The 20136-nt window shown below is 59.0% G+C and carries 19 protein-coding genes; 5 read left to right on the forward strand and 14 right to left on the reverse strand.

The annotated features are described in order from the left end of the window. Positions 1–20: 20 nt before the first annotated feature. Positions 21–1301, reverse strand: a complete 1281-nt coding sequence (locus tag MHM86_RS11235; protein ID WP_239199360.1) for a lytic murein transglycosylase — start codon at positions 1299–1301, stop codon at positions 21–23. 137 nt (positions 1302–1438) lie between these two features. Continuing rightward, a complete protein-coding gene (locus tag MHM86_RS11240) occupies positions 1439–2428 on the reverse strand; it encodes an NADPH:quinone reductase (RefSeq protein ID WP_239199363.1) in 990 nt (329 codons plus the stop codon). Between the two features lie 88 nt (positions 2429–2516). On the opposite strand from MHM86_RS11240, the gene MHM86_RS11245 reads away from it, so the two are divergent. Then, the gene (locus MHM86_RS11245; protein WP_239199366.1) at positions 2517–3383 is read left to right on the forward strand and encodes a LysR family transcriptional regulator; all 867 of its coding nucleotides are present in this window, start codon (positions 2517–2519) and stop codon (positions 3381–3383) included. A 14-nt stretch (positions 3384–3397) separates the two neighbouring features. Here the strand turns inward: MHM86_RS11245 and rnr are convergent, their stop codons facing one another. The 4 genes from rnr to dapE form a co-directional block, all read right to left on the reverse strand. After that, entirely contained in the window at positions 3398–5671 is a 2274-nt protein-coding gene (gene rnr / locus MHM86_RS11250; protein WP_239199369.1) for a ribonuclease R, read from the reverse strand. A gap of 195 nt (positions 5672–5866) precedes the next feature. After that, the gene (locus MHM86_RS11255; protein WP_239199372.1) at positions 5867–6463 is read right to left on the reverse strand and encodes a TIGR04282 family arsenosugar biosynthesis glycosyltransferase; all 597 of its coding nucleotides are present in this window, start codon (positions 6461–6463) and stop codon (positions 5867–5869) included. After that, complete coding sequence (locus tag MHM86_RS11260; protein ID WP_239199375.1) at positions 6460–6888, reverse strand: GNAT family N-acetyltransferase; 429 nt, start codon at positions 6886–6888, stop codon at positions 6460–6462. Before MHM86_RS11260 ends, MHM86_RS11255 begins: the two co-directional genes overlap by 4 nt. Continuing rightward, a complete protein-coding gene (gene dapE / locus MHM86_RS11265) occupies positions 6885–8045 on the reverse strand; it encodes a succinyl-diaminopimelate desuccinylase (protein WP_239199378.1) in 1161 nt (386 codons plus the stop codon). The genes MHM86_RS11260 and dapE overlap by 4 nt, the downstream gene beginning before the upstream one ends. Before the next feature lie 311 nt (positions 8046–8356). On the opposite strand from dapE, the gene MHM86_RS11270 reads away from it, so the two are divergent. Both MHM86_RS11270 and MHM86_RS11275 read left to right on the forward strand, forming a co-directional pair. Then, positions 8357–9943 carry a Hint domain-containing protein gene (locus tag MHM86_RS11270; RefSeq protein ID WP_239199381.1) on the forward strand — a complete coding sequence of 529 codons (1587 nt, stop codon included), beginning with the start codon at positions 8357–8359 and terminating at the stop codon, positions 9941–9943. A gap of 2 nt (positions 9944–9945) precedes the next feature. Further along, positions 9946–11037: a Hint domain-containing protein gene (locus MHM86_RS11275; protein ID WP_239199384.1), complete on the forward strand. Its 1092-nt coding sequence runs from the start codon at positions 9946–9948 to the stop codon at positions 11035–11037. Between the two features lie 21 nt (positions 11038–11058). On the opposite strand, the gene MHM86_RS11280 is transcribed toward MHM86_RS11275, so the two are convergent. Together MHM86_RS11280 and MHM86_RS11285 are read right to left on the reverse strand one after the other, a co-directional pair. After that, entirely contained in the window at positions 11059–11436 is a 378-nt protein-coding gene (locus MHM86_RS11280) for a hypothetical protein (RefSeq protein WP_239199387.1), read from the reverse strand. Positions 11437–11502: 66 nt separating this feature from the next. Further along, positions 11503–12330, reverse strand: coding sequence for a YHYH protein (locus tag MHM86_RS11285; RefSeq protein ID WP_239199391.1), 828 nt, complete (start codon positions 12328–12330; stop codon positions 11503–11505). Positions 12331–12622: 292 nt separating this feature from the next. On the opposite strand from MHM86_RS11285, the gene MHM86_RS11290 reads away from it, so the two are divergent. Beyond that, a complete protein-coding gene (locus MHM86_RS11290; protein WP_239199394.1) occupies positions 12623–14191 on the forward strand; it encodes a choice-of-anchor L domain-containing protein in 1569 nt (522 codons plus the stop codon). A gap of 67 nt (positions 14192–14258) precedes the next feature. Here the strand turns inward: MHM86_RS11290 and dapD are convergent, their stop codons facing one another. The 4 genes from dapD to MHM86_RS11310 form a co-directional block, all read right to left on the reverse strand. Further along, on the reverse strand, positions 14259–15086 hold the full coding sequence (dapD, locus tag MHM86_RS11295; RefSeq protein ID WP_239199397.1) for a 2,3,4,5-tetrahydropyridine-2,6-dicarboxylate N-succinyltransferase: 828 nt from the start codon (positions 15084–15086) through the stop codon (positions 14259–14261). 89 nt (positions 15087–15175) lie between these two features. Continuing rightward, positions 15176–16165, reverse strand: coding sequence for a biotin synthase BioB (gene bioB / locus MHM86_RS11300; RefSeq protein WP_239199400.1), 990 nt, complete (start codon positions 16163–16165; stop codon positions 15176–15178). After that, a complete protein-coding gene (locus tag MHM86_RS11305; protein ID WP_239199403.1) occupies positions 16158–16736 on the reverse strand; it encodes a biotin transporter BioY in 579 nt (192 codons plus the stop codon). The genes bioB and MHM86_RS11305 overlap by 8 nt, the downstream gene beginning before the upstream one ends. 128 nt (positions 16737–16864) lie before the next feature. Beyond that, entirely contained in the window at positions 16865–17482 is a 618-nt protein-coding gene (locus MHM86_RS11310; protein WP_239199406.1) for a GntR family transcriptional regulator, read from the reverse strand. Positions 17483–17611: 129 nt separating this feature from the next. Here MHM86_RS11310 and MHM86_RS11315 point away from each other — a divergent pair, with 129 nt between their 5' ends. Continuing rightward, positions 17612–18457, forward strand: a complete 846-nt coding sequence (locus tag MHM86_RS11315) for an LOG family protein (RefSeq protein WP_239199409.1) — start codon at positions 17612–17614, stop codon at positions 18455–18457. Between the two features lie 18 nt (positions 18458–18475). Here the strand turns inward: MHM86_RS11315 and MHM86_RS11320 are convergent, their stop codons facing one another. Then, positions 18476–18709, reverse strand: a complete 234-nt coding sequence (locus MHM86_RS11320) for a hypothetical protein (protein WP_239199412.1) — start codon at positions 18707–18709, stop codon at positions 18476–18478. A gap of 216 nt (positions 18710–18925) precedes the next feature. Beyond that, positions 18926–20119, reverse strand: a complete 1194-nt coding sequence (gene rlmN / locus MHM86_RS11325) for a 23S rRNA (adenine(2503)-C(2))-methyltransferase RlmN (RefSeq protein ID WP_239199415.1) — start codon at positions 20117–20119, stop codon at positions 18926–18928. Positions 20120–20136 lie beyond the last annotated feature (17 nt).

A 20136-nucleotide genomic window follows, 5' to 3' on the forward strand; every position in this document is an offset into this window, starting at 1 on the left:
AGATAAAGGAAAGAAAAGCATTATTTGCGCAGGGTCTGCAACAAACGCAGCGAGGCAAATCCGTCCGGTACTATCCCGCGAGAGGACTGATAGGCGCGGATAGCACGCTGTGTCATCGGGCCAACGCGACCGTCGACACCACCAGTTGAAAACCCTTTGCGAGTCAGCAGAGACTGCATCTCTTTGCGCTCGGCAAATTTCAATGTGCGGTCATTGCGCGGCCAGTCGGCCGCAATCGGACCACTGCCTTTCAGCCGGTCAGACAGGTGGCCGACCCCGATGACGTAAGAGGTGGAGAGGTTGTAGCGCGAGATGACTTTGAAATTCTTGAAGATCATGAAGGCCGCGCCCCGATGTCCTGCAGGCAGCAGAATGGAGGCTGAGCCATAGTCGCGAACCTTTCGCCCCTGCATGTCGCGCACGCCAAGGCGGGCCCAGTCGCTGGGCGATTTGGTGATCTTGCGGCTTGCCAGCGCATAGTTGAACCCACGCGGCAGTTGCACTTCAACCCCCCAGGGCTGTCCGCTGACCCAGCCGTGTTTCTTCAGATAGGCGGCGGTAGAGGCCAGCGCATCGGCCGGATTGTCAGACCAGATATCGCGTCGCCCATCGCCGGTGAAATCCACTGCAAAGGCCTGATAAGATGTGGGAATAAACTGTGTATGCCCCATCGCACCGGCCCAACTTCCCCGCAGATTCGCAGGCGTTGTATCGCCGGTTTGCAGGATCTTAAGCGCGGCGATCAGCTGTTGTTCAAAGAACCGTCCGCGTCGCCCGTCATAGGCCAACGTCGCCAGCGCACGGATGATGTTGTGATTGCCGCGATATTCGCCATAGGCGCTTTCAAGCCCCCAGACGGCGGTGACCACCTCTTTGTCGACGCCATAGCGTTGTTCGATCTGATCCAGCACGCGGCGATGATCGCGTAGCGCAGCGCGGCCGTTTTTCACCCGTTTGTCCGATGCTGCACTGTCGAGGTAGTCCCAGATGGACTTGGTAAATTCGCTTTGATTGCGGTCACGTTTGATTACGTCGGGGTCAAATGTGACACTACGGAAGGCGCGATTGAAGGTGCGGTCCGAAATACCCGCTGCCCTTGCACGTGGCTGAAAGCCACGGATCCAACGTTGGAAATCCGCTTCTTTGGCAGAGCTGGCGACAGCGAGCGCCACCGGCGCGACCGGGGGGCGCGCGCTGGGGCGCAACGACACCTCGACCGGCATGGCTGACACTGTCGCAGGCACCAATAGCGCTACGGTTGTGATTATGGATCTGTGGAGCTTCGCGCCAAACTGCATCATCACCTTTGCCTCATGTGTTGTTCTTGTGATCCGAACTTGATCATGAGGGTAGCGCAGGCCAGCCGCCGCGCAAGAGAAATGCAGACAGTGTGGTTGGAAATGGCAGGAATGCGCCGGAACGTTCCCGCCATTTTGAGTCAGATCGTCAGGATCACCGATCCGGCGCGCTGACCGTTGGCAATGCGGTCATGGGCCTCGGCGCAGGCCTCCAGCGGTAGGGTGTGGGCGATGCGAATGTCCAATGCGCCTTGTTCCAATAGGGTCGTTAGTTGCGCCTCTGTCGTGCGGCGGGCGCTCTCTGACAGGATGTAGACCAGCGCCATTTCCAGCGTTACACCTTTGAACATCAACGGATAAAACGGCAGCATCGGCGTGCGGTCTTTTGCCGATCCATATGCGACAATGCGGCCGCGTTCCGCGATGACGGCTGTGCTCACTTCTGCGTTGCGGCCAAATTCGACCTCGACGATCTGATCGACGGGCTGGCCATCGTTAGCCGCCAGAATGCCAGCTGCTAGATCGGGATCATTGTAGCCCAGAACAGCATCAGCACCGGCCTGACGCGCTGCTTCTTGTTGCGCGGCATTGCCCGCGGTTGAAATCACCCGCGCGCCCGAGGTTTTGGCGATCTGCACTGCCAGACGGCCGACGGTGCCACCGCCGCCGCTGACCAGCAGGGTTTTGCCCGCGACATCGCCGCCGCCTAGCACGCAGTATGTGGCTGTCATTGCCGGAATGCCCAATACGGCGCCTTCGCTAAAGGTGATGTTGTCAGGCAAGGCCACTGCCTGCAGTGATGGCAGTGCGATATAGTCCGCCGCGGTGCCAAAGGCGCGCTGCCACTGGCCGTTCCAGATCCATACACGCTGCCCGATACGGGCGGGATCAACGCCTTCGCCTACTGCTTCGATCACACCGGCGCCATCGCTGTGGGGGATGATCTGGGGGTAGGCGGGCGTGGTCACGCCGGGCCGCATGCCAGATCGGCCAGAAATGTCAGAGGGGTTCACTCCGGATGCTTTCAAGCGCACCAACACTTCCCCATAGGCGGGGTGCGGCGTTGGGAGATCGACGAGTTTCAAAACCTCGGCCGCAGGACCAAATTCGGAATATGTAATTGCACGCATTATCAAAACTCCTGTTGCCCAACCTACTTACGTCGAGGCAACCTATAAATAAAGAGAATTGATTGCATTACATGGATATGTAATTTGCATGGATATGCAAGATATTGATATAGATTTACTTCGTTGTTTCGCCACTGTGGCTGAGGTGCAAGGTTTCACTGAGGCGGGCGCGCGGCTGAACCGGTCGCAATCGGCTGTGTCTGTGCGCATTCGCAAGCTTGAGGAGGCGCTAGACCAGTCCCTCTTGATCCGCAGCAGTCGCGATGTGCAATTGACAGAGGCGGGCCGTCGCCTGTTGCCCAAAGCGCGGGAGATGTTGCAGGCCAGCGAACGCCTGTTGGCAGAAATGCGCGGGCCGGATGTGTCAGGGGCGCTGCGTATCGGTGTGGTCGAGTACTTTGCCCCGCACCGTATGCCCGAATTGTTGCGATCAATGGAGCGTCATCTGCCGGGGGCAGAAATGTCGTTTCGGGTTGGCCTCAGCTCCTCCCTGCGGGAAGCATTGGCTGCGGGGCAGATTGATCTGGCGCTGGCTGTACACGAACCGGGTGAAGGCGGATCGCTGCATCTGGCCGCCGACCCTATGGTCTGGATCGAAGCGGCGGATGCCCCAGCCCTTGAGGTTGGCGAAACTGTGCCGCTGTGCATGATGCGTGCGCCTTGCCTTTTTCGCACCGCCGCCGAAGAGGCGATGGGCCGTGATGTGTCCCTGTTGACCGATGTACTCATCGCTGACAGCGTTGGCTATGTGCGCAGTGCAGTAGTTGCGGGTCTTGGGGTGACGGTTTTGGGGGCGTCTTCACTGGGGCCGGATGTGCGGATCAACCGCGCGATGATGCAGGCCTACCCATTGCCGCAGATTACGCTGGGACTGCATGGCAGTGACCCGCGCCGCGATCAGGTGGCACAGGTCCTGCGGGAGGTGCTGGCGCAACAGATGCCGCACCAGATATAAATCGTTTTCCCGGGTTATTTACGGCGGGTGCGGCTGACCTTGCGTTCGACCTTGGCGGTCTTCTTTTTGGCGCGGTTCAGTTTGCGTTTGCCACCCCCTTTGCCACGGCTCTTGCGATAACCGCCACGCCCGCTACGCGGAACTTCATCACCTTCAACCGAAATCAGTTCCAGCGCGACAGAGCCAGAGATCGGCGCAGCCTCTGTCAGCTTCACCGTGACTTTCTGGCCAAGCGCGAGAGTAAAGCCGCTGTCAGCCCCCATCAGCGTGCCGCTGTCGCGGTCGAAGTGGAAGAACTCATTTCCAAGCGATCGCACAGGAACCAGCCCGTCCGCGCCGGTATCATCCAACCGTACAAAGGCGCCATATTTCGCCACGCCGCTGATGCGACCGGCAAATTCATTGCCCACTCGTTCCGACAGGAAGGCCGCCAGATAGCGGTCGGTGGTATCGCGTTCCGCCATCATCGAGCGACGTTCAGTGTCGCTGATATGGGTCGCGGTATTGTCCAGATCCTCTGCATCCTGCGGGCCCAGACCGTCATCGCCCCATTGGTGTGACGACACCAGTGCGCGGTGTACGATCAGGTCCGAATAGCGCCGGATCGGCGAGGTGAAATGCGCATAGCTGCGCAGCGCCAGACCAAAGTGGCCGAAGTTCGCGGGGCTGTAATAGGCCTGCGTCATCGACCGTAGGGTGGCCATATTGATCAGCTCAGCAAAATCGCCATCCTTCGCCGCTGCCAGCAGACGGTTCAGATGCGCAGTTTGCAGCACCTGCCCCTTGGCCAGCGTCAGGCCCGAAGTCTGCGCGGTTTCCCGCAGCGCATCCAGCTTTTCTGGGCTGGGTTCTTCATGCACACGGAAGAGGAGCGGGGACTTTTTCGCGCTCAACGTTTCCGCCGCTGCGACATTGGCGAGGATCATGAACTCTTCGATAAGCTTATGGGCATCCAGACGGTCGCGGAAGTTGACGCTGATCACCTCACCGGCGTCAGACAGTTCCACCTTGCGCTCTGGTAGATCCAGATCCAGCGGCTGACGACGTGCACGCGCTTTGACCAGTAGGTCGTAGGCCTCGTACAGGGGATCAATGACCTCTGCCATCAGAGGCGCGCATTTTTCGTTCACCTCGCCGTCGCGGGCGCGCTGTACCTCTTGGTAATTCAGCGACGCGGCAGAGCGCATCAGGCCGCGCACAAACCGGTGGCCGATCTTGTCGCCTGTGGCGTCAATCTGCATCCGCACGGCGATACAGGCGCGCGGCACGCCTTCGTGCAGGGAACACAGATCGCCGGACAGCCGGTCGGGCAGCATCGGCACCACGCGGTCGGGAAAATAGCTGGAGTTGCCACGCTTGCGCGCCTCGCGGTCCAGTGCAGATCCGGGCGCAACATAATGTGCGACGTCCGCGATGGCGACCCAGATGACGTAGCCACCTTTGTTTTTGGGATCATCATCCGCGTGGGCCCAGCAGGCGTCGTCGTGGTCGCGGGCATCTGCGGGGTCGATGGTGACCAATGGCATATCGCGCATATCTTCGCGGCCGGTCAGCACAGCGGGTTTCTTGCCGTCAGCTTCGGCGATCACCGCGTCGGGGAACTGGTCGGGGATGCCGTGTTGATGGATGGCAATCAGCGACACCGCCTTGGGTGCGCTGGGATCCCCTAGGCGCGAGACGACGCGCGCACGCGGCAGACCCATGCGGCCTTTGGGGCCGGACTGTTCGGCTTCGACCAGTTCGCCTTCTTTGGCGCCATTCGTGGCACCGGCAGGGACCAGCCATTCTTTGTGGTCGCCCTTGTCGATGGGCAGGATGCGCCCACCTTCAGCAGATTTGCGAAAGACCCCCAGCACCCGCTGCGGGTTGGTGCCGATACGGCGGATCAGCTTGGCGTTATATTGATGCGCTTCGTCCTTCACCTCTGTCAGGCGGCCCAGAATGCGATCTCCTGGACCAAGCGCTGGGTCCGAGGCGCGCAGGGTCATAAGAATGCGCGGCTCTGCGCCTTCACCCTGCCATTCCATCGGGCGTGCGTAGAGATCGCCGTCGCTGTCGGCTTCGGTGATCTGGATCACCGAAACAGGCGGCAGCTTGTCAGGATCGCGGAAGGTCTTCTGGCGCTTTTGCAGATGGCCCTCGGCCTCCAGCTCTTTGAGGATACGCTTCAGGTCGATACGCGCAGCCCCTTTGATGCCAAAGGCTTTGGCGATGTCACGTTTCGAGGTGAGGGTCGGGTTATCCGAAATCCATTCGAGGATTTCGGCCTTGGTTGGCAGCTTGCTCATGCAGCGCAGGTAGCACGGGATGGCGGGGGCGTCACGCGATTATGCGTTTTGGGGGAGAGTGGGAAGAAAGCGGTATCGAGCAATTGAGGTCTAGCGCCGGCCCGAGGGGGGGGCGCAATCGCGCCAGAGGCACGCCTGCGGCGCGACGCGGCCCAACAGGGCCTGTTGGGCGGGACTTCGACTATGGACCTGTTTTCAAGGCTTACCCATTGCTTTCAGATCCGCCAGCGTGTCCACGTCGTCCAGTTCATCAATCAAGGCGATGCGTTTGCCGGGCAGACCGGCCATTGTGTCCGCCAGCGCGTGTTCGGTGGACCAGCGCACGTTCTGAAACAGTGTGCGCGGCGGGCGGGTGGCCTGTTTCATGCCGACCAGCCAGTAGCCCCCATCGGGTGCGGGACCAAAGCAGGCGTCATGGTCGCCAAGCGCGGCGAAGGCGCGGGCGATATGGGCGCGGGTGACACCGGGAATGTCGGCGCCAATGATACAAACAGGGCCAACCGGCGCGGTCAGAAACACGCGGCTCATCCGGTCACCCAAATCACCGCGGCCTTGTGGGATACGCGGCAGGTGGGCAGGCCAGACACGACTCATCATCCCCTCCACGTCGGGTGCAACTGCCAGCACCGTGTCCCAGCGCGGATCTTCGATCCGGCGCAGCAGCGACTGCACCTGATGGCGGAACCACCACGCGGCGGTGGTCATGCCCAGATCGCGACCCAGACGGGTTTTCACCCGACCGGGGTGGGGTTCTTTGACCATGATGATCAGATGTGGGCGGCGTTGGGTCATTGCGGTAGCTCCATCTTCATATCGCGGTGGTCGATACCTGCGTCGTTATAGACAGGACCAAAGCCGGTGAAGCCCAGTTTTTCGTAAAACCCTATCGCATTTACCTGCGCCCCCAGCTTGACTGTGCGGATGTCTGGCGTCGCTGCGGCGATGCCGATACAGGCGCGGATGATCGCCGCGCCCAGACCGGTGCCGCGTGCGGATTGCACCACGCAGACGCGGCCCACCTTGGCCGTATCGCCATTGAACAGGATCCGCGCTGCGCCTATCGGTGCCCCGTCCTTGCTGGCGAGGATATGCGTCGCGGTTGCATCAAGCGTGTCCTGTTCTTCGGTCAAAGGCACGCCCTGTTCCAGCACAAACACCTCATGGCGCAGAGCGAAACAGGCGGTCAGGTCATTTGTGGGCGCGATTTGCCAGCTCATGCAAAGTAATCCGCCAGAATGCGGCTGTAGATCGCCTTCAGCTGGTGGATCTGTTCAACCTCGATGCGTTCATCCACCTGATGCATGGTCTTCCCGACCAGACCAAATTCGACCACCGGACAATGGGCCTGCACAAATCGCGCGTCCGAGGTGCCGCCAGTTGTGGACAGCTCTGGCACAACGCCTGTTTCAGCCTCCACTGATTTGGCAACCAGATCGGACAGTGGACCTGGGAGTGTGATGAAGCTTTCGCCGGAGATTTTCACTACCATATCCACCTCGACACCGGTTTCAGCGGTGATCTTGTTCACCTGCTGCTGCAACCAATCGGTCAGATCTGCCCCGGTGTGGGCATCGTTGAACCGGATGTTCACCGTGGCGGCGCATTTGGCGGGGATCACGTTGGTGGCAGGGTTGCCTGTGTCCATAGTGACCACGGCCAGCGTGGAGGGGTCAAAATGATCAGTGCCCTGATCCAACTCATGGCTGGCCAGCCGGTCCATCAGTCGCGCCATTGCGGGCAGCGGGTTGTTGGCGCGGTGGGGATATGCGGCATGGCCTTGTTTCCCAGTGAAAGTGAACCATGCGTTCATTGAGCCGCGGCGGCCTATTTTCATCATCTCGCCCATGTGATTGGGGCAGGTGGGTTCGCCGACCAGACAGACTGACATCGCCTCACCGTTCTGGTCCATCCAGTCCAGCAGTGCGGTTGTGCCGAAATCAGCATCGCCTTCTTCATCGCCGGTGATCGCCAGAATAACCGACCCATCGGGCGCCTTGTCACGCACGAAATCCACGGCTGCTGCGGCAAAGGCGGCAACGCCGGTTTTCATGTCGGTCGCACCACGGCCCCAGAGGACGCCATCCTGCACCGCGCCGCAGAACGGTGGTTTGGTCCAAGCGGCCTCATCCCCTACGGGCACCACATCCGTGTGACCGTTAAAACCAAAGCTGCGCGTATGGCCCTTGTCCCCCCATCGGGCGTAAAGATTCGCGATGCCTTCGCGATCCACCCGTGTGCAGGCAAAGCCTGCGTCGCTCAACAGTGCCTCCAGCAGGACCAACGCGCCGCCTTCGACCGGCGTGACCGAAGGGCACTGAATCAGCTTGGCCGACAGATCAACCGGACAGATGGGCGAGGGATGAGATTGCGACATTGAGGCCTCCTTGCGTTGCGTCAAGGGCTAGCCTGTCTTGGCACGGAGGGCAACAAACCGTTCGCGAACAGGATCGATGCAGCAGGGTCACAGCCACACCTACGTCTTCCCGAGAGTAAACAGAGTCTTAACGCGCCTCTCCAAAGTATGTATAGTTGCAAAAAATGACCCGAGGCAGGGCGCAAGAATCACAGAGGCCAAAAATGGCCCGGATGAGCAGATATTTGGTTTGATTATGCCCCAGACGACATGTGCGTAAGGTCTGGGATGCTCTGACTGCGTGCTGCCCGCGAACGTGGGTGGGTGAGCACATGCCGATTGCACAGGAACTACCGATTAACAACAACGCCAGTGCCATTCAAATGGCGCAGGAGATTTTTGGCGCCGGTGTCACAGTGGTGAATGCCGACTATTCCGGCGACCGGCGGTCTTCGGGCACCTATTCCAACGGCGATGCGATCGCCGATGGGGTGACGCCGGGCGACACAGGTGTGATTCTGTCCACTGGCCGGACCAGTAATTTCACCCGCAGCAGCGGGTCGACCAACACCAACATCTCCAACAGCACTTCCAGCAACACACGGGGCATCAACGATAACGCGGATTTCAACGCGGCGGCGGGTACGCGCACGTACGATGCAGCGTTTCTGGATGTAGATTTCATTCCCAATGGCGACACGATGACGATCCAGTTCGTCTTTGCCTCGGAGGAATATCCCGAGTTCGTTAACAGCCTCTATCAGGATTTCATCGGTGTCTGGGTCAACGGGCAGCAGGTGGATCTGGCGGTTGGGGATGGTGACATTGATCCGTTGAACATCAATGGCAACAGCAACGAGTCGCTGTTCATCTCGAACCTGAATGATGATTTCAACACCGAGATGGATGGTTTCACCGCCACCATGACGTTGAACATGAACGTCATCCCCGGCCAGGTGAACAGTCTGCGTATCGGCATCGCGGATGTGAGCGATTCCAGCTACGATTCGACGCTGCTGATTGCCGGTGACAGTATCCAGACTGCCTTTATTGCTGGTGATGACGATGTGGATATCGCCCCCGGGTTCAGCCGCACTGTGGATGTTCTGGCCAATGACGGGGATGGCGCCAGCACGCTGACGCTGACCCATATCAACGGGCAGGCCGTGTCTACTGGGTCGGTGGTCACTCTTTCCACGGGCCAGCAGTTGCAGGTGAATGCTGATGGTACGCTGACCATTCTGGCCGACGGCGATCTGGAAAGCGTGACCTTCTCTTACACCGCTGAAACGAATGCTGGCATCAGCGACACTGCCTTTGTGACCGTCAATCAGGTGCCGTGTTTCGTCGAAGGCACGCGGGTGAAAACGCCCGCCGGTGAAGTGGCGGTAGAGCATCTGGAGGTGGGCCATTTGGTCCTGACTAAGGATGATGGCGCCCAGCCGGTGCGTTGGATCGGGTCGCGCACGGTTGCGGCAGAAGGCGACTTTGCCCCGATCCATATTCGTCGTGGCACCTTTGGCGAACATGGTGACCTATGGGTGTCGCCGCTGCACCGGGTGATGCTTAGCGATCCGCGTAGCGAGTTGCTGTTTGGCGAGGCAGAGGTGTTGGTGGCCGCCAAAGAATTGGTGGATGGCCGCAATGTCCGTCAGGTGGCGGGCGGCGATGTGACCTATGTCCATCTGATGTTTGATCGCCATCAGATCCTCTGGTCCGAAGGGCTTGAAACCGAAAGTTTCCTGCCGGGGCCGCAAATGGCCAGTGCGATGGAACAGGATATCATGCAAGAGATCTGCGCGCTGTTTCCTGAACTCGACCCCGCAACAGGGGAGGGGTACGGCCCCACCGCGCGCAAAACCCTGCGCCGGTTCGAGGCGACGCTGCTTCACCCCGATGCAGAGGATCAGGTGGCCTGAGGATGAGCTGGATCGCGCTATCAGATCAGATACGGCAGGTGTTTGACCCTGCGGGCATCGGTGCAACAGCGCCGGACGTGACGTTGGATCTGTCTCCCAACAGTCTGTTGTCGCGCGGCACTTTGACGTTTGAAATGCGCCTGCCGGGTGACGGTCGGCCACGGCGTTTGCTGGGGTATCACCGGGATCATCCATGGATCAGCTCGCTGTCCCTGCAGATCCTGCCCACGGGGGGCATCGCGCTGGTGATCACGCAAGGCCGCGATGTGTTCCACACGGTGCTGGAACATGAGGCCGTGACGCAGGCCGAAGAGTTGCGGGTCAGCTACAGCTGGGACGGGCCCGCCCGATGGGGGCGTCTGGCGATCGAGCGGATCCGTTCGGGCCATGTGTTTCTGAAAGAGTTGAGTGATCCGAAGCCGCTCTTGCTGTCAGACCTGCGAGTGATGACGTTGGACCCGTTGCAGCGGCAGATGGATCGCTGTGTCCGCTTCTTTGCGGTGTCGACCGCGATTGAGCCTTTGGGGCCGATGCCAAGCCTCAGCGCGCAGGTGCCAGTGCTAACCGATCAGGGCTATCGCCCCGCGGCGCGGATCCGTCGTGGTGATCTGTTGCAAAGCGCCAGTGGCGATCTAGTGCCGGTGCTGCATGTGATCAGCCGTGAGGTACCGAGCCTTGGCAGTTTCGCCCCTGTTTTGTTGCGCGCACCTTACTTTGGTTTACAGCGTGATCTGGTTGTTGGGGCAGAGCAGTGTCTGCGCACTGCTGGATCGGCGGTTGAATACCTTTTTGGCCGGTCGCATGTGCGCATTCCGGCGACCCATCTGGTCAACGGTGTTTCAGCCATCCGTGCGCGGGTTGGGGATACCCTGCGCTACTATCAATTTGTATTGCCGGGGAACGAACCCTGCATCATTGCAGGCGCGCCGTTTGAAACCCTGTTTTTGGGGCGGCAGCGCCGCGACGCGGGGTTGATGCAGGCGTCGCTTTTAGCGGGGGCGGAACGGGCACGCCTGCCAGAGCATCAGGCGCCCGATTGTCCTATGGTCGATCAGTTTGAGGCAATAACGCTGGCCGAACTGCGTGCTGCCTGAGGCCGTGCGCAGGTTGTAGGTTTACTGGACCGGCGCGCGTTCGAGGTCGTTCAGATCCTCACCATCAAAGAACGGCGTCATCTGCGCCACAATGACCGAGTTCTCTTCGAGTGCGCGTGCCATCAGGGTGCGCTCATCCTCGTTGATGTCATGGCCCTGTTCCAGACGTTCATCCAACGTACCATAGCCGGTTACATCCAACGGGGCCAGATCAGCCTGTTTCAGGATCGCCACGGTTTCGCGCACGGCCTCTGCTTCATCCACGCCGCTTGCATAGATCATCAGGGCGCCGCCTGTGGCCCCTTCGGGCAGGCCATCGCCATCCTTGCGGCCAACCTGTACCAGCAGCGTGTAGACCTGCTGACGCGACGGTTTCTTCTGTTTCTTTTTCTCGCTCATGAGGCAGGCAATACGCCGATGATGCCAATGGATCAAGCGCGAAGCGGCTTTTGGGGGGGCGACGGGCTAGCGACGGCGCAGGAAATCATCACTCACCGTGCCTTTGAAGCAGCGGGGGAAGAACGGGTAGCTATGGGTCGCAAAATAGATATAACGCCCCGCCACAGTGGCACCGTTGCATTCATCCAATGTGCCGCTGCCGGCGCGATAGGTGTAATCCTGCTCATAGGTGCCATCATAGCGACCACCGGGACTGTCCTCATCCGAGGGACGGGTGCCGGATTTTAACTGCCAGCTGCTGCGGGCCTGGTCGCCGACATAGTGGATTTCAAACCCGTCTGCCGCATAACCGATCAGGCTATCGCCCTCGTTGCCGATGAGATCGCCAGTCCAAATGTCCGCAGGGGCGTGGTAGTGGTAGAGGCCACGGTGATCCACATGGGCGTTGGCGTGATCCATACCCAACTGGCTGGCTGCGCCCATGCCCTCGACCCTCCAACCGCTGGAACGATCACGCGAAAAGCCGCGTCGGCCGGTCGGGTCATAATATTCTGCCGTGCCCGGGCGCAGCAGAATGCCTGAAAGTGTGATGCCAGAGGCGCTGGTGTTGCGGGTCACCCGCCCCGTCTGCGCGGGCGTGGCATCGACACAGACTGTCAGATCCTGACCGCGGAAGGAGTGTGGATTGCCGCGCGTGGGGAATTGGCCAATGGAATGGGGCGGCGTGGCCTCTGACGTGATGCAGCGCTGATCACCGCTGACCTTCACGTGAGCATGGCTGACACTGTGATCATGCGTCTGGCTGTGACTGTGGTCGTGATCATCGCCTGCGTTGGTGGATTGCACACAGCCGCCGATCAAAATGGCGATGCTTAATAGGCTGATACGATACATATGACGCTCCCGCTTGGGTGTTGGATTTAGGGTGATACGCAGCAACGCAGCAATTCCGTCGCTGTTTTGGATGATTCTTTCCCTTAGGTCACCTTTGGTTGAAATATGTCCTAATTGCTTAGTTTTGCCTCTCTCACCCCTCCATAAGGAGTGGTTTTACACGCGCTATTTGAGGGTGTGTCGCACTCTTAATTGGCGGGCGGCCTGCTTTTGGGCGCTGTGCGGTCGCAGCATAAAACCTGTAAATTTATAAAAATAATATTATGCATCCAAAGTCAGCGCGAGTTTTCAAATGGCAACTGCAAGTAAATTGAGTGTGAATGTCAGGGCCACTGCCGATCAGATGGCAGACGCGATCTTTGGCGAAGGTGTGACCGTTCAGGGAGCGTCTTACTACGGTGATATGCGGTCCTCTGGGATCTATTCGGGCGCAGACAGTACGATTCCTGGTGTTGCGCCATCGGACAGCGGGGTGATCCTATCGACCGGCAAGGCGCGTGACATTACCAATGCGCAGGGGCAGGTCAATAACTCTGCCAAGACGACGACTGACACCAACGGGGTTAACAACCACGCTGGCTTAAATGAGATTGCTGGGGTGAGAACCTTCGATGGGGCTATCTTTGAGGCAGACTTCATCCCTCAGGGCAACACGTTGTCGATGCAGCTGACTTTTTCATCCGAAGAGTATCTGGAATGGGTGGACAAAGGTTTCAATGACGCCGTGGGGGTATGGGTCAACGGCGAACAGGCCGAATTGACGCTGGGCAACAGCGAAATCTCTATTGATGAGATCAATCCAGATAACAATCCTGACTGGTACATTGATAATGCCAAAGGTGATTTCAACACAGAGATGGACGGCATGACCATCACGTTGATTCTGCGGGCGCCCGTCAATCCGGGTGAGGTCAATAATATCGAAATTGGTATCGCCGATGCAGGCGACGCCAAATACGACAGCAACCTGATGATCAAAGCGGACAGTATTCAAAGTTCGATTACTGTGGTCGATGATGAGATTGAGTTGCCGATCGGGGCCGAAGGTACGCTGGATGTTCTGGCCAATGACAGCACCTACGCTGGTGGTCAGTTGACGATAACGCACATCAACGATCAGCCACTTGTGGCAGGCAATGTGATAACGCTGACCTGTGGCGCAGAGATCCGTTTGAACGGTGACGGAACGCTGGGTATCACCGCTGCCCATATCGAGGATGATAGTACCTTCACCTACACCGTGACCGATGCTTCGGGCGCTGAAGCGGCAGGTTACGTCACCGTGTCCTCAGTTCCCTGTTTCGTTGTCGGTACGCTTGTTGATACCGCGCGCGGGCCGATGCCGGTGGAGCGGTTGGTGCCGGGCGATCTGGTTCTGACACGTGATCATGGCTATCAACCAGTGCGCTGGGCGGGCAGCTGCCATACCGCCGTGACTCGCGACAATGCCCCGATTGAGGTGGCAGCCAACGCGTTAGGTGAACATGGGAGATTGCTGATTTCGCCACAACACCGCCTGCTGATCCGCGAAGAGCGGGTGTCGATGTTGTTCGATGCGAATGAGGTGCTGGTGGCTGCGAAACATCTGGTGAATGGCGATACCGTTTGCCGCTGTATGCAAAATCCGGATGTGACCTACGTGCACCTGCTGTTTGACCGCCATGAGATCCTGCACACCAATGGCATCTGGAGCGAAAGCTACTTGCCCGGACCTGAGGCATCGACAGGGTTTGACCGCGATGCGCAGGCTGAAATCCTTGCGTTGTTTCCGCAGTTGGATCTGGCAACAGGTCACGGTTACGGGCCTGCGGCGCGCCTCTCTTTGCGGGGCTATGAGGCGCGGGCTTTGCAGGCGGGCTAACTGTCAGAGTAATAAAAATGGCGCCCCGAAGGGCACCATTTTAAAATGTAAGCGGTCTCGGCCGGAATCAATCGCGCAGAAGCTCGTTGATGCCGGTTTTCGAACGTGTCTTTTCATCCACGCGCTTCACGATCACCGCGCAGTAGAGGTTGATGCCGTTTTTCGACGGCATGGAGCCGGACACAACAACCGAGTAGGGCGGCACTTCGCCGTACATCACTTCGCCGGTTTCGCGGTCAACGATCTTGGTCGACTGGCCGATGTAAACGCCCATGCCCAGAACAGACCCTTCGCGCACGATGCAGCCTTCGACCACCTCGGAACGCGCACCGATGAAACAGTTGTCCTCAATGATGGTCGGGCCAGCCTGCATTGGTTCCAGAACGCCGCCGATGCCAACGCCACCCGACAGGTGGACGTTTTTACCGATCTGCGCACAGGAACCAACGGTGGCCCAGGTGTCTACCATAGTGCCTTCATCCACATAGGCGCCGAGGTTCACAAACGAGGGCATCAGCACCACGCCGGGCGCAACAAAGGCCGATTTGCGCACGATGGCGTTGGGCACAGAACGGAAGCCTGCGGCCTTGTATTCCGCTTCGCCCCAACCGGCGAATTTGCTGTCGACCTTGTCCCACCAGCTGGCCCCCTGCGGGCCGCCGGATTGCAGTTCCATGTCCTTGATGCGGAAACCCAGCAGGACGGCCTTTTTGGCCCACTGGTTCACATGCCAGTCACCGCTTTCCAGTTTCTCTGCTACACGCAGCTTGCCCGAATCCAGCGCGTTCAGCGTGTCCTCGATAGCGTCGCGGGTTTCGCCGGTGGTGGCCGGGGTGATGGTGTCGCGGGCGTCCCAGGCGGCTTCGATTGCCTGTTCCAGTTGAGCGTTCGACATGGGCTGTCCTCTGTTCCTGTGGGTATTTTATGCTGCGGTTTGCCCTTGCTATAGGTGAGCAAGGGCCTTTGCGCAATCTTGGGCGTCACTTACGTGGCGCTTAGCGACCCAAGGGCGGCAAACATATCGCGGTCATCACCGGTGCCTGCGTTGGGCGCGGTCAGCAGCACATCGCCATAAAAGACAGAGTTTGCACCGGCAAGGAAGCACAACGCCTGCTCCGCCGCCGAGAAATCAGAGCGTCCCGCCGACAGGCGCACGCGGGTTTTCGGCATCAGAATTCGCGCGGTGGCGACCATGCGCAACAGGTCAAAGGCCTGCACCTTTTCGCGGTGTTCCAGCGGCGTGCCCTTGGTGGCGATCAGTGCGTTGATCGGCACGCTTTCGGGGTGGGGATCGAAACCCGCCAGCACCTGCAGCATAGATGCGCGATCACGCCAGCTTTCGCCCATGCCGATGATGCCGCCACAGCAAAGATCCAGACCCGCATCGCGGCAATGGGCCAGTGTTTCCAGCCGGTCCTGATAGGTTCGGGTGCCGATAATCTCGCCATAGAATTCTGGGCTGGTATCAAGGTTGTGGTTATAGGCCTTCAGCCCCGCTTCAGCCAAGGCTTGCGCCTGATGGGGTTCCAGCATGCCAAGGGTCACGCAGGCCTCCATTCCCAGATCGTTCACACCACGCACCATTTCCAGTACGTTGTCAAATTCCTGCCCGTCGCGCACGCGGCGCCACGCGGCACCCATGCAGAACCGTTCGGCGCCTGCCTGCTGCGCGCGTTTTGCCAGCGACACAACATGTTTGGGATTCATCAGTTTTTCTTTGTCCAGGTCCACCTCTTTGTGGTGGGCCGATTGCGGGCAGTAGGCGCAATCTTCGGGACAGCCGCCGGTTTTGATCGACAGAAGGCTGGCCTTCTGGATGTCCTCGGCGTCGTGGTGGTGGCGGTGAATCTCACTTGCGCGCCCAACCAGTTCTAGCAAGGGGAGGCGCATAAGCGCCTCCACCTCATCCACAGTCCAGTCAGAGCGGAACTCTGAAGGGGTCGAGGATGCTTGTTGGGGATCTTGATCAAGCATCCGTTGCAGTCCCGCGGATTTTCGCGATCAATGCGGCAGGGGCGCCCAGCACCACAACAGCGGCGAGGGTGATTTTCACCAGATCGCCAGCGATGAACGGGGTGAAGCCCCACGCCAGCAGTTTGCCCTCAGGCGCGAATTGCGCCAGCCACGCCAGACCGAAGGCGTAGATTGCGGCCAGACCGGCAAACATTGCAGGCCACAGCGCCAGTTTCGGCAACTTGTCCGCGGCGTAGCCGACAATGGCCGTCGCCACGAGGAAGCCCACCAGATAGCCGCCCGAGGTGCCCAGCATATAGGCAAGACCGATGCCCTTTTCTGGCGTGCCGGCGAAAACAGGCAGACCAGCGGCGCCCGCCATCAGATAGCCAATCATTGTCGCCGTGCCGAGGCGAAATCCGTAGGTCGCGGCGATCATCATCAGGGCGGCAACCTGCAGGGTCATCGGCACCGGCCAGAATGGCACCTGCACCTTGGCGCTGACGGTCAGCAGCGCGACGCCGGTGGCGACACGCAGGATCTGTGCGGGCAGGCTCAGGCTGCCTGCGGTGGTGTTTGCGGTGGTGGTCATCGCGGACTTCCTTTTTATAGATAAAAAATTTCATATGCCGAGATGAATAATTTACATAATAGATAATTTTTCAAGATGAATTTTTGTTAAGATGATTTTGTCTATAAAATCACAGAATTAGTGCAAGGTCAGCGCAGCGCGATGCGGTCAGTTTTGCGCAGATGGCGGCGCAGTAATTCGCAAGCGGCGCCAACATCACGTCGGCGCAGCAGGACGAGAATCGCCGCGTGGTCTTTATCCTCACGCTGTATCCAGCCGCTTTGCCAGTTGGCCAGCAGGTGACGGGCTGATGCGATATGCAGGTCGTCGATGGTCGCCAGCAGACGTGGCATACGACAGGGCGCTAGGATTATGCGGTGAAAGGCACGGTTTTTCGCCTCCCAAGTAGGCAGATCCTCAGCCGCATCGCAGGCTTTGCGCGCTTCTTCGGCCTTGTGCAGATCAGCGCTGGTCATTGCCATGCCCGCATGTTGCAGCGCCAGAACTTCAAGTGCTGCGCGCATATCGGTGATTTCGCGCAGCTCTGCTGGATCCAATTCGCTGACCCGTGTGCCGCGACGTGGCTGGCTAATCGCCAGCCCGTGCGCCTCTAGTTTCAGTAATGCCTCACGCACTGGGACGTGGCTGGTGTCAAAGGCCCGCGCGATGTGATCCTGGCGTAGTTTTTCCCCCGGTGGCAGCGTGCCCCGGATGATTTTTTCGGATAGGTCGGCATAAATGCGATTGGCGACGGTGGCGTTTGACATGGATTATCTATAATTTTTCCGATGCCATCCGGCAAGCACACAGATGATACTTATATGGGCGATTTTCCCCCTTTGCCCCACCGTCAACCTGTGGGAGGCTAAGCACATAAAACACAAGGATTTCCGAGCATGACAGACGACCGCCGCAACCCGCTGCGTGATGCGCATACAGATATCGAAACCAGCCACGAGGTGCCCGATACTCCGCAAACGCGGGCGCCGTCATATAAGCTGGCGTTCAATGACAATGATTTCCTCTGCCGCGAAGATCTGCGCCCTGTGCGCTTGCAATTGGAATTGCTGAAGCCGGAACTGTTGATGGATGAATATGGTGTCGATGGCACTGTTGTGTTGTTCGGCGGAGCGCGTATCCCGCGCCCTGAGGCAAAGGATCAGGCGCGCACCCAGACCTTGGCGGATCTGTCGAAATACTATGATGAGGCGCGTGAATTCGCCCGGCTGATGACGCTGAAGGATCGCGAAACGGACCGTCATGACTATGTGGTCTGTACTGGCGGAGGCCCTGGCGTGATGGAGGCGGGAAACTTGGGCGCGCGTGATGCGGGGGGCGAATCTATCGGGCTCAACATTGTGCTGCCACATGAGCAGGCGCCCAATGAATATGTCTCACCAGACCTGTGCTTTAACTTCCACTATTTCGCCATTCGCAAAATGCATTTTCTTATGCGCGCCAAGGCGGTCACCGTTTTCCCCGGAGGTTTCGGCACGCTGGATGAACTGTTCGAGGCGCTGACGCTGATCCAGACGGGCCGCATGGCGCGGGTGCCGTTTCTGTTGTTCGGCGAAAGCTTCTGGCGGTCGATCATCAACTGGGAAGCGCTGTCCGAGGCGGGCACTATTTCTGCCGAGGATCTGGATCTGTTCCGGTTCGTCGAAACAGCGGCCGAGGCGGTCGAGGCGATCGAGACATGGGAAGGTGCGGGCACCACGCGGGATGCCATTCCGGGGCGGTAAGCCCCAGATGTATCTGGCTTACTGCATCAACTCATGCGGCAGCTTGCAGATCTCTTTCTGTGAGCTGACGCTTTCCACCACCGCGCCGCGGGCGGTTTGGCGAATCTTGTATCCGTAGCCCATCAGGCGGTGTTTAAATTCGCGCAAGGACAGGGATTTGCGGCGCTCTTCGCGCAGCAATTCGATGACTGCGAGGGAGTGAAGCGGGTTCTTTTCAAAGGCACTGGTCAACATAACAACGATCTCCAACATGGGTTCACATGTTGAGTAGAGCGGATGTTTGGGCGTCTGCGCAGCCCTTCAAAACGGCGATTGATCAGGGCAAAGGGTGATAGCTACCGCCAAAAGGCGGTAGCGGATGACGAATTCCCGGCTGGTTTCTAGGTGGGGAAATCAGGACTCTAGGCCCCAGAAAGGCCGCCGGTTTCGGTCGTTGCTTTGCGGCGCCCGAAACCAGCTTTCCCCCGATTACCCGTTCAGACCGGCCTCTGCCTCGATCTGCTTGCGCGATTTGCGGGCGCGTTCGGTGGCCGATTTCAGCTGACCACAGGCGGCCATGATGTCATCACCGCGGGTTTTGCGGATCGGGCTGGCGTAGCCTGCTTTGTAAATGATGTCTGCAAAGGCGCGAATGCGGTTGTTCGAGGAGCATTTGTAGGGCGACCCGGGCCATTCGTTGAACGGGATCAGGTTGATCTTGGCTGGAATGTTATAGTCTTTCAGATATTTGATCAGACGATGTGCATCTGCATCGCTGTCGTTCACGCCATCCAGCATCACATATTCAAAGGTGATCCGCTCAGAATTCGACGCTTTGGGATATTCGGCCAGTGCTGTCAGCAATTCGTGGATGTTCCACTTCTTGTTGATCGGGACCAGCACGTCGCGGGTTTCATCCGTTGTTGCGTGGAAGCTGATCGCCAACAGGCAACCGATGTCCTGCGCGGTTTTCGCAATCTCGGACACCACTCCGGAGGTCGACAGGGTGATGCGACGACGGCTGAGGCTGATCCCCTCGCCGTCCATCGCGATCTTCATCGCGTCACGCACATTGTCGAAGTTATAAAGCGGCTCGCCCATGCCCATGAGCACGATGTTTGACAAAAGGCGCGGGCCAGCGTCGCCAGTGCCAACACCGGGTTCGGGCCATTCGTCCAAATCGTCGCGCGCCATCATGATTTGGCCGACAATTTCGCCCGCAGTCAGGTTGCGCACCAGTTTCTGTGTGCCGGTGTGGCAGAAGGAACAGGTCAGCGTACAACCCACCTGCGACGACACACATAGCGTGCCGCGGCCTTCTTCGGGGATATAGACCACCTCGACCTCATGGCCGCCGGCGATGCGCACCAGATATTTGCGGGTGCCATCGGTCGACACCAGCTTGCTGACCACCTCAGGCACCTCGATGACGAAGTTTTCGGCCAATTTCGCACGATAGGCTTTGGCCAGGTTGGTCATCTCGGCGAAATCACGCACGCCCCATTGGTAGACCCACTGCCAGATCTGATTGACCCGCATTTTGGCCTGTTTCTCAGGCGTTCCAATCTCGATCAACGCTTCGCGCAGACCGTTACGGGTCAGGCCGACGATGTTTTTCGGCCCCTCCGGCAATTTGCGGGGGAAGGTTTTCACATCCTGAGTAATCGGTGCAGTGGCCGTCATATCGCGCTTCCTAAATG

Origin of the sequence: Thalassobius sp. Cn5-15 (genome assembly GCF_022347685.1) — a bacterium.
Taxonomy (GTDB): domain Bacteria; phylum Pseudomonadota; class Alphaproteobacteria; order Rhodobacterales; family Rhodobacteraceae; genus Thalassobius.

Excerpts from the sequence above, each read along its gene's own strand:
- MHM86_RS11320 (WP_239199412.1), bottom strand. The coding sequence starts at position 18,709 with ATGTTGGAGATCGTTGTTATGTTGACCAGTGCCTTTGAAAAGAACCCG.
- MHM86_RS11240 (WP_239199363.1), bottom strand. The coding sequence starts at position 2,428 with ATGCGTGCAATTACATATTCCGAATTTGGTCCTGCGGCCGAGGTTTTG.
- MHM86_RS11315 (WP_239199409.1), top strand. The coding sequence starts at position 17,612 with ATGACAGACGACCGCCGCAACCCGCTGCGTGATGCGCATACAGATATC.
- MHM86_RS11235 (WP_239199360.1), bottom strand. The coding sequence starts at position 1,301 with ATGATGCAGTTTGGCGCGAAGCTCCACAGATCCATAATCACAACCGTA.
- MHM86_RS11270 (WP_239199381.1), top strand. The coding sequence starts at position 8,357 with ATGCCGATTGCACAGGAACTACCGATTAACAACAACGCCAGTGCCATT.
- MHM86_RS11310 (WP_239199406.1), bottom strand. The coding sequence starts at position 17,482 with ATGTCAAACGCCACCGTCGCCAATCGCATTTATGCCGACCTATCCGAA.
- rlmN (WP_239199415.1), bottom strand. The coding sequence starts at position 20,119 with ATGACGGCCACTGCACCGATTACTCAGGATGTGAAAACCTTCCCCCGC.
- MHM86_RS11245 (WP_239199366.1), top strand. The coding sequence starts at position 2,517 with ATGGATATGCAAGATATTGATATAGATTTACTTCGTTGTTTCGCCACT.
- MHM86_RS11280 (WP_239199387.1), bottom strand. The coding sequence starts at position 11,436 with ATGAGCGAGAAAAAGAAACAGAAGAAACCGTCGCGTCAGCAGGTCTAC.
- dapE (WP_239199378.1), bottom strand. The coding sequence starts at position 8,045 with ATGTCGCAATCTCATCCCTCGCCCATCTGTCCGGTTGATCTGTCGGCC.
- rnr (WP_239199369.1), bottom strand. The coding sequence starts at position 5,671 with ATGAGCAAGCTGCCAACCAAGGCCGAAATCCTCGAATGGATTTCGGAT.
- MHM86_RS11285 (WP_239199391.1), bottom strand. The coding sequence starts at position 12,330 with ATGTATCGTATCAGCCTATTAAGCATCGCCATTTTGATCGGCGGCTGT.
- dapD (WP_239199397.1), bottom strand. The coding sequence starts at position 15,086 with ATGTCGAACGCTCAACTGGAACAGGCAATCGAAGCCGCCTGGGACGCC.
- MHM86_RS11290 (WP_239199394.1), top strand. The coding sequence starts at position 12,623 with ATGGCAACTGCAAGTAAATTGAGTGTGAATGTCAGGGCCACTGCCGAT.
- MHM86_RS11255 (WP_239199372.1), bottom strand. The coding sequence starts at position 6,463 with ATGACCCAACGCCGCCCACATCTGATCATCATGGTCAAAGAACCCCAC.
- MHM86_RS11275 (WP_239199384.1), top strand. The coding sequence starts at position 9,946 with ATGAGCTGGATCGCGCTATCAGATCAGATACGGCAGGTGTTTGACCCT.
- MHM86_RS11305 (WP_239199403.1), bottom strand. The coding sequence starts at position 16,736 with ATGACCACCACCGCAAACACCACCGCAGGCAGCCTGAGCCTGCCCGCA.
- MHM86_RS11260 (WP_239199375.1), bottom strand. The coding sequence starts at position 6,888 with ATGAGCTGGCAAATCGCGCCCACAAATGACCTGACCGCCTGTTTCGCT.
- bioB (WP_239199400.1), bottom strand. The coding sequence starts at position 16,165 with ATGCTTGATCAAGATCCCCAACAAGCATCCTCGACCCCTTCAGAGTTC.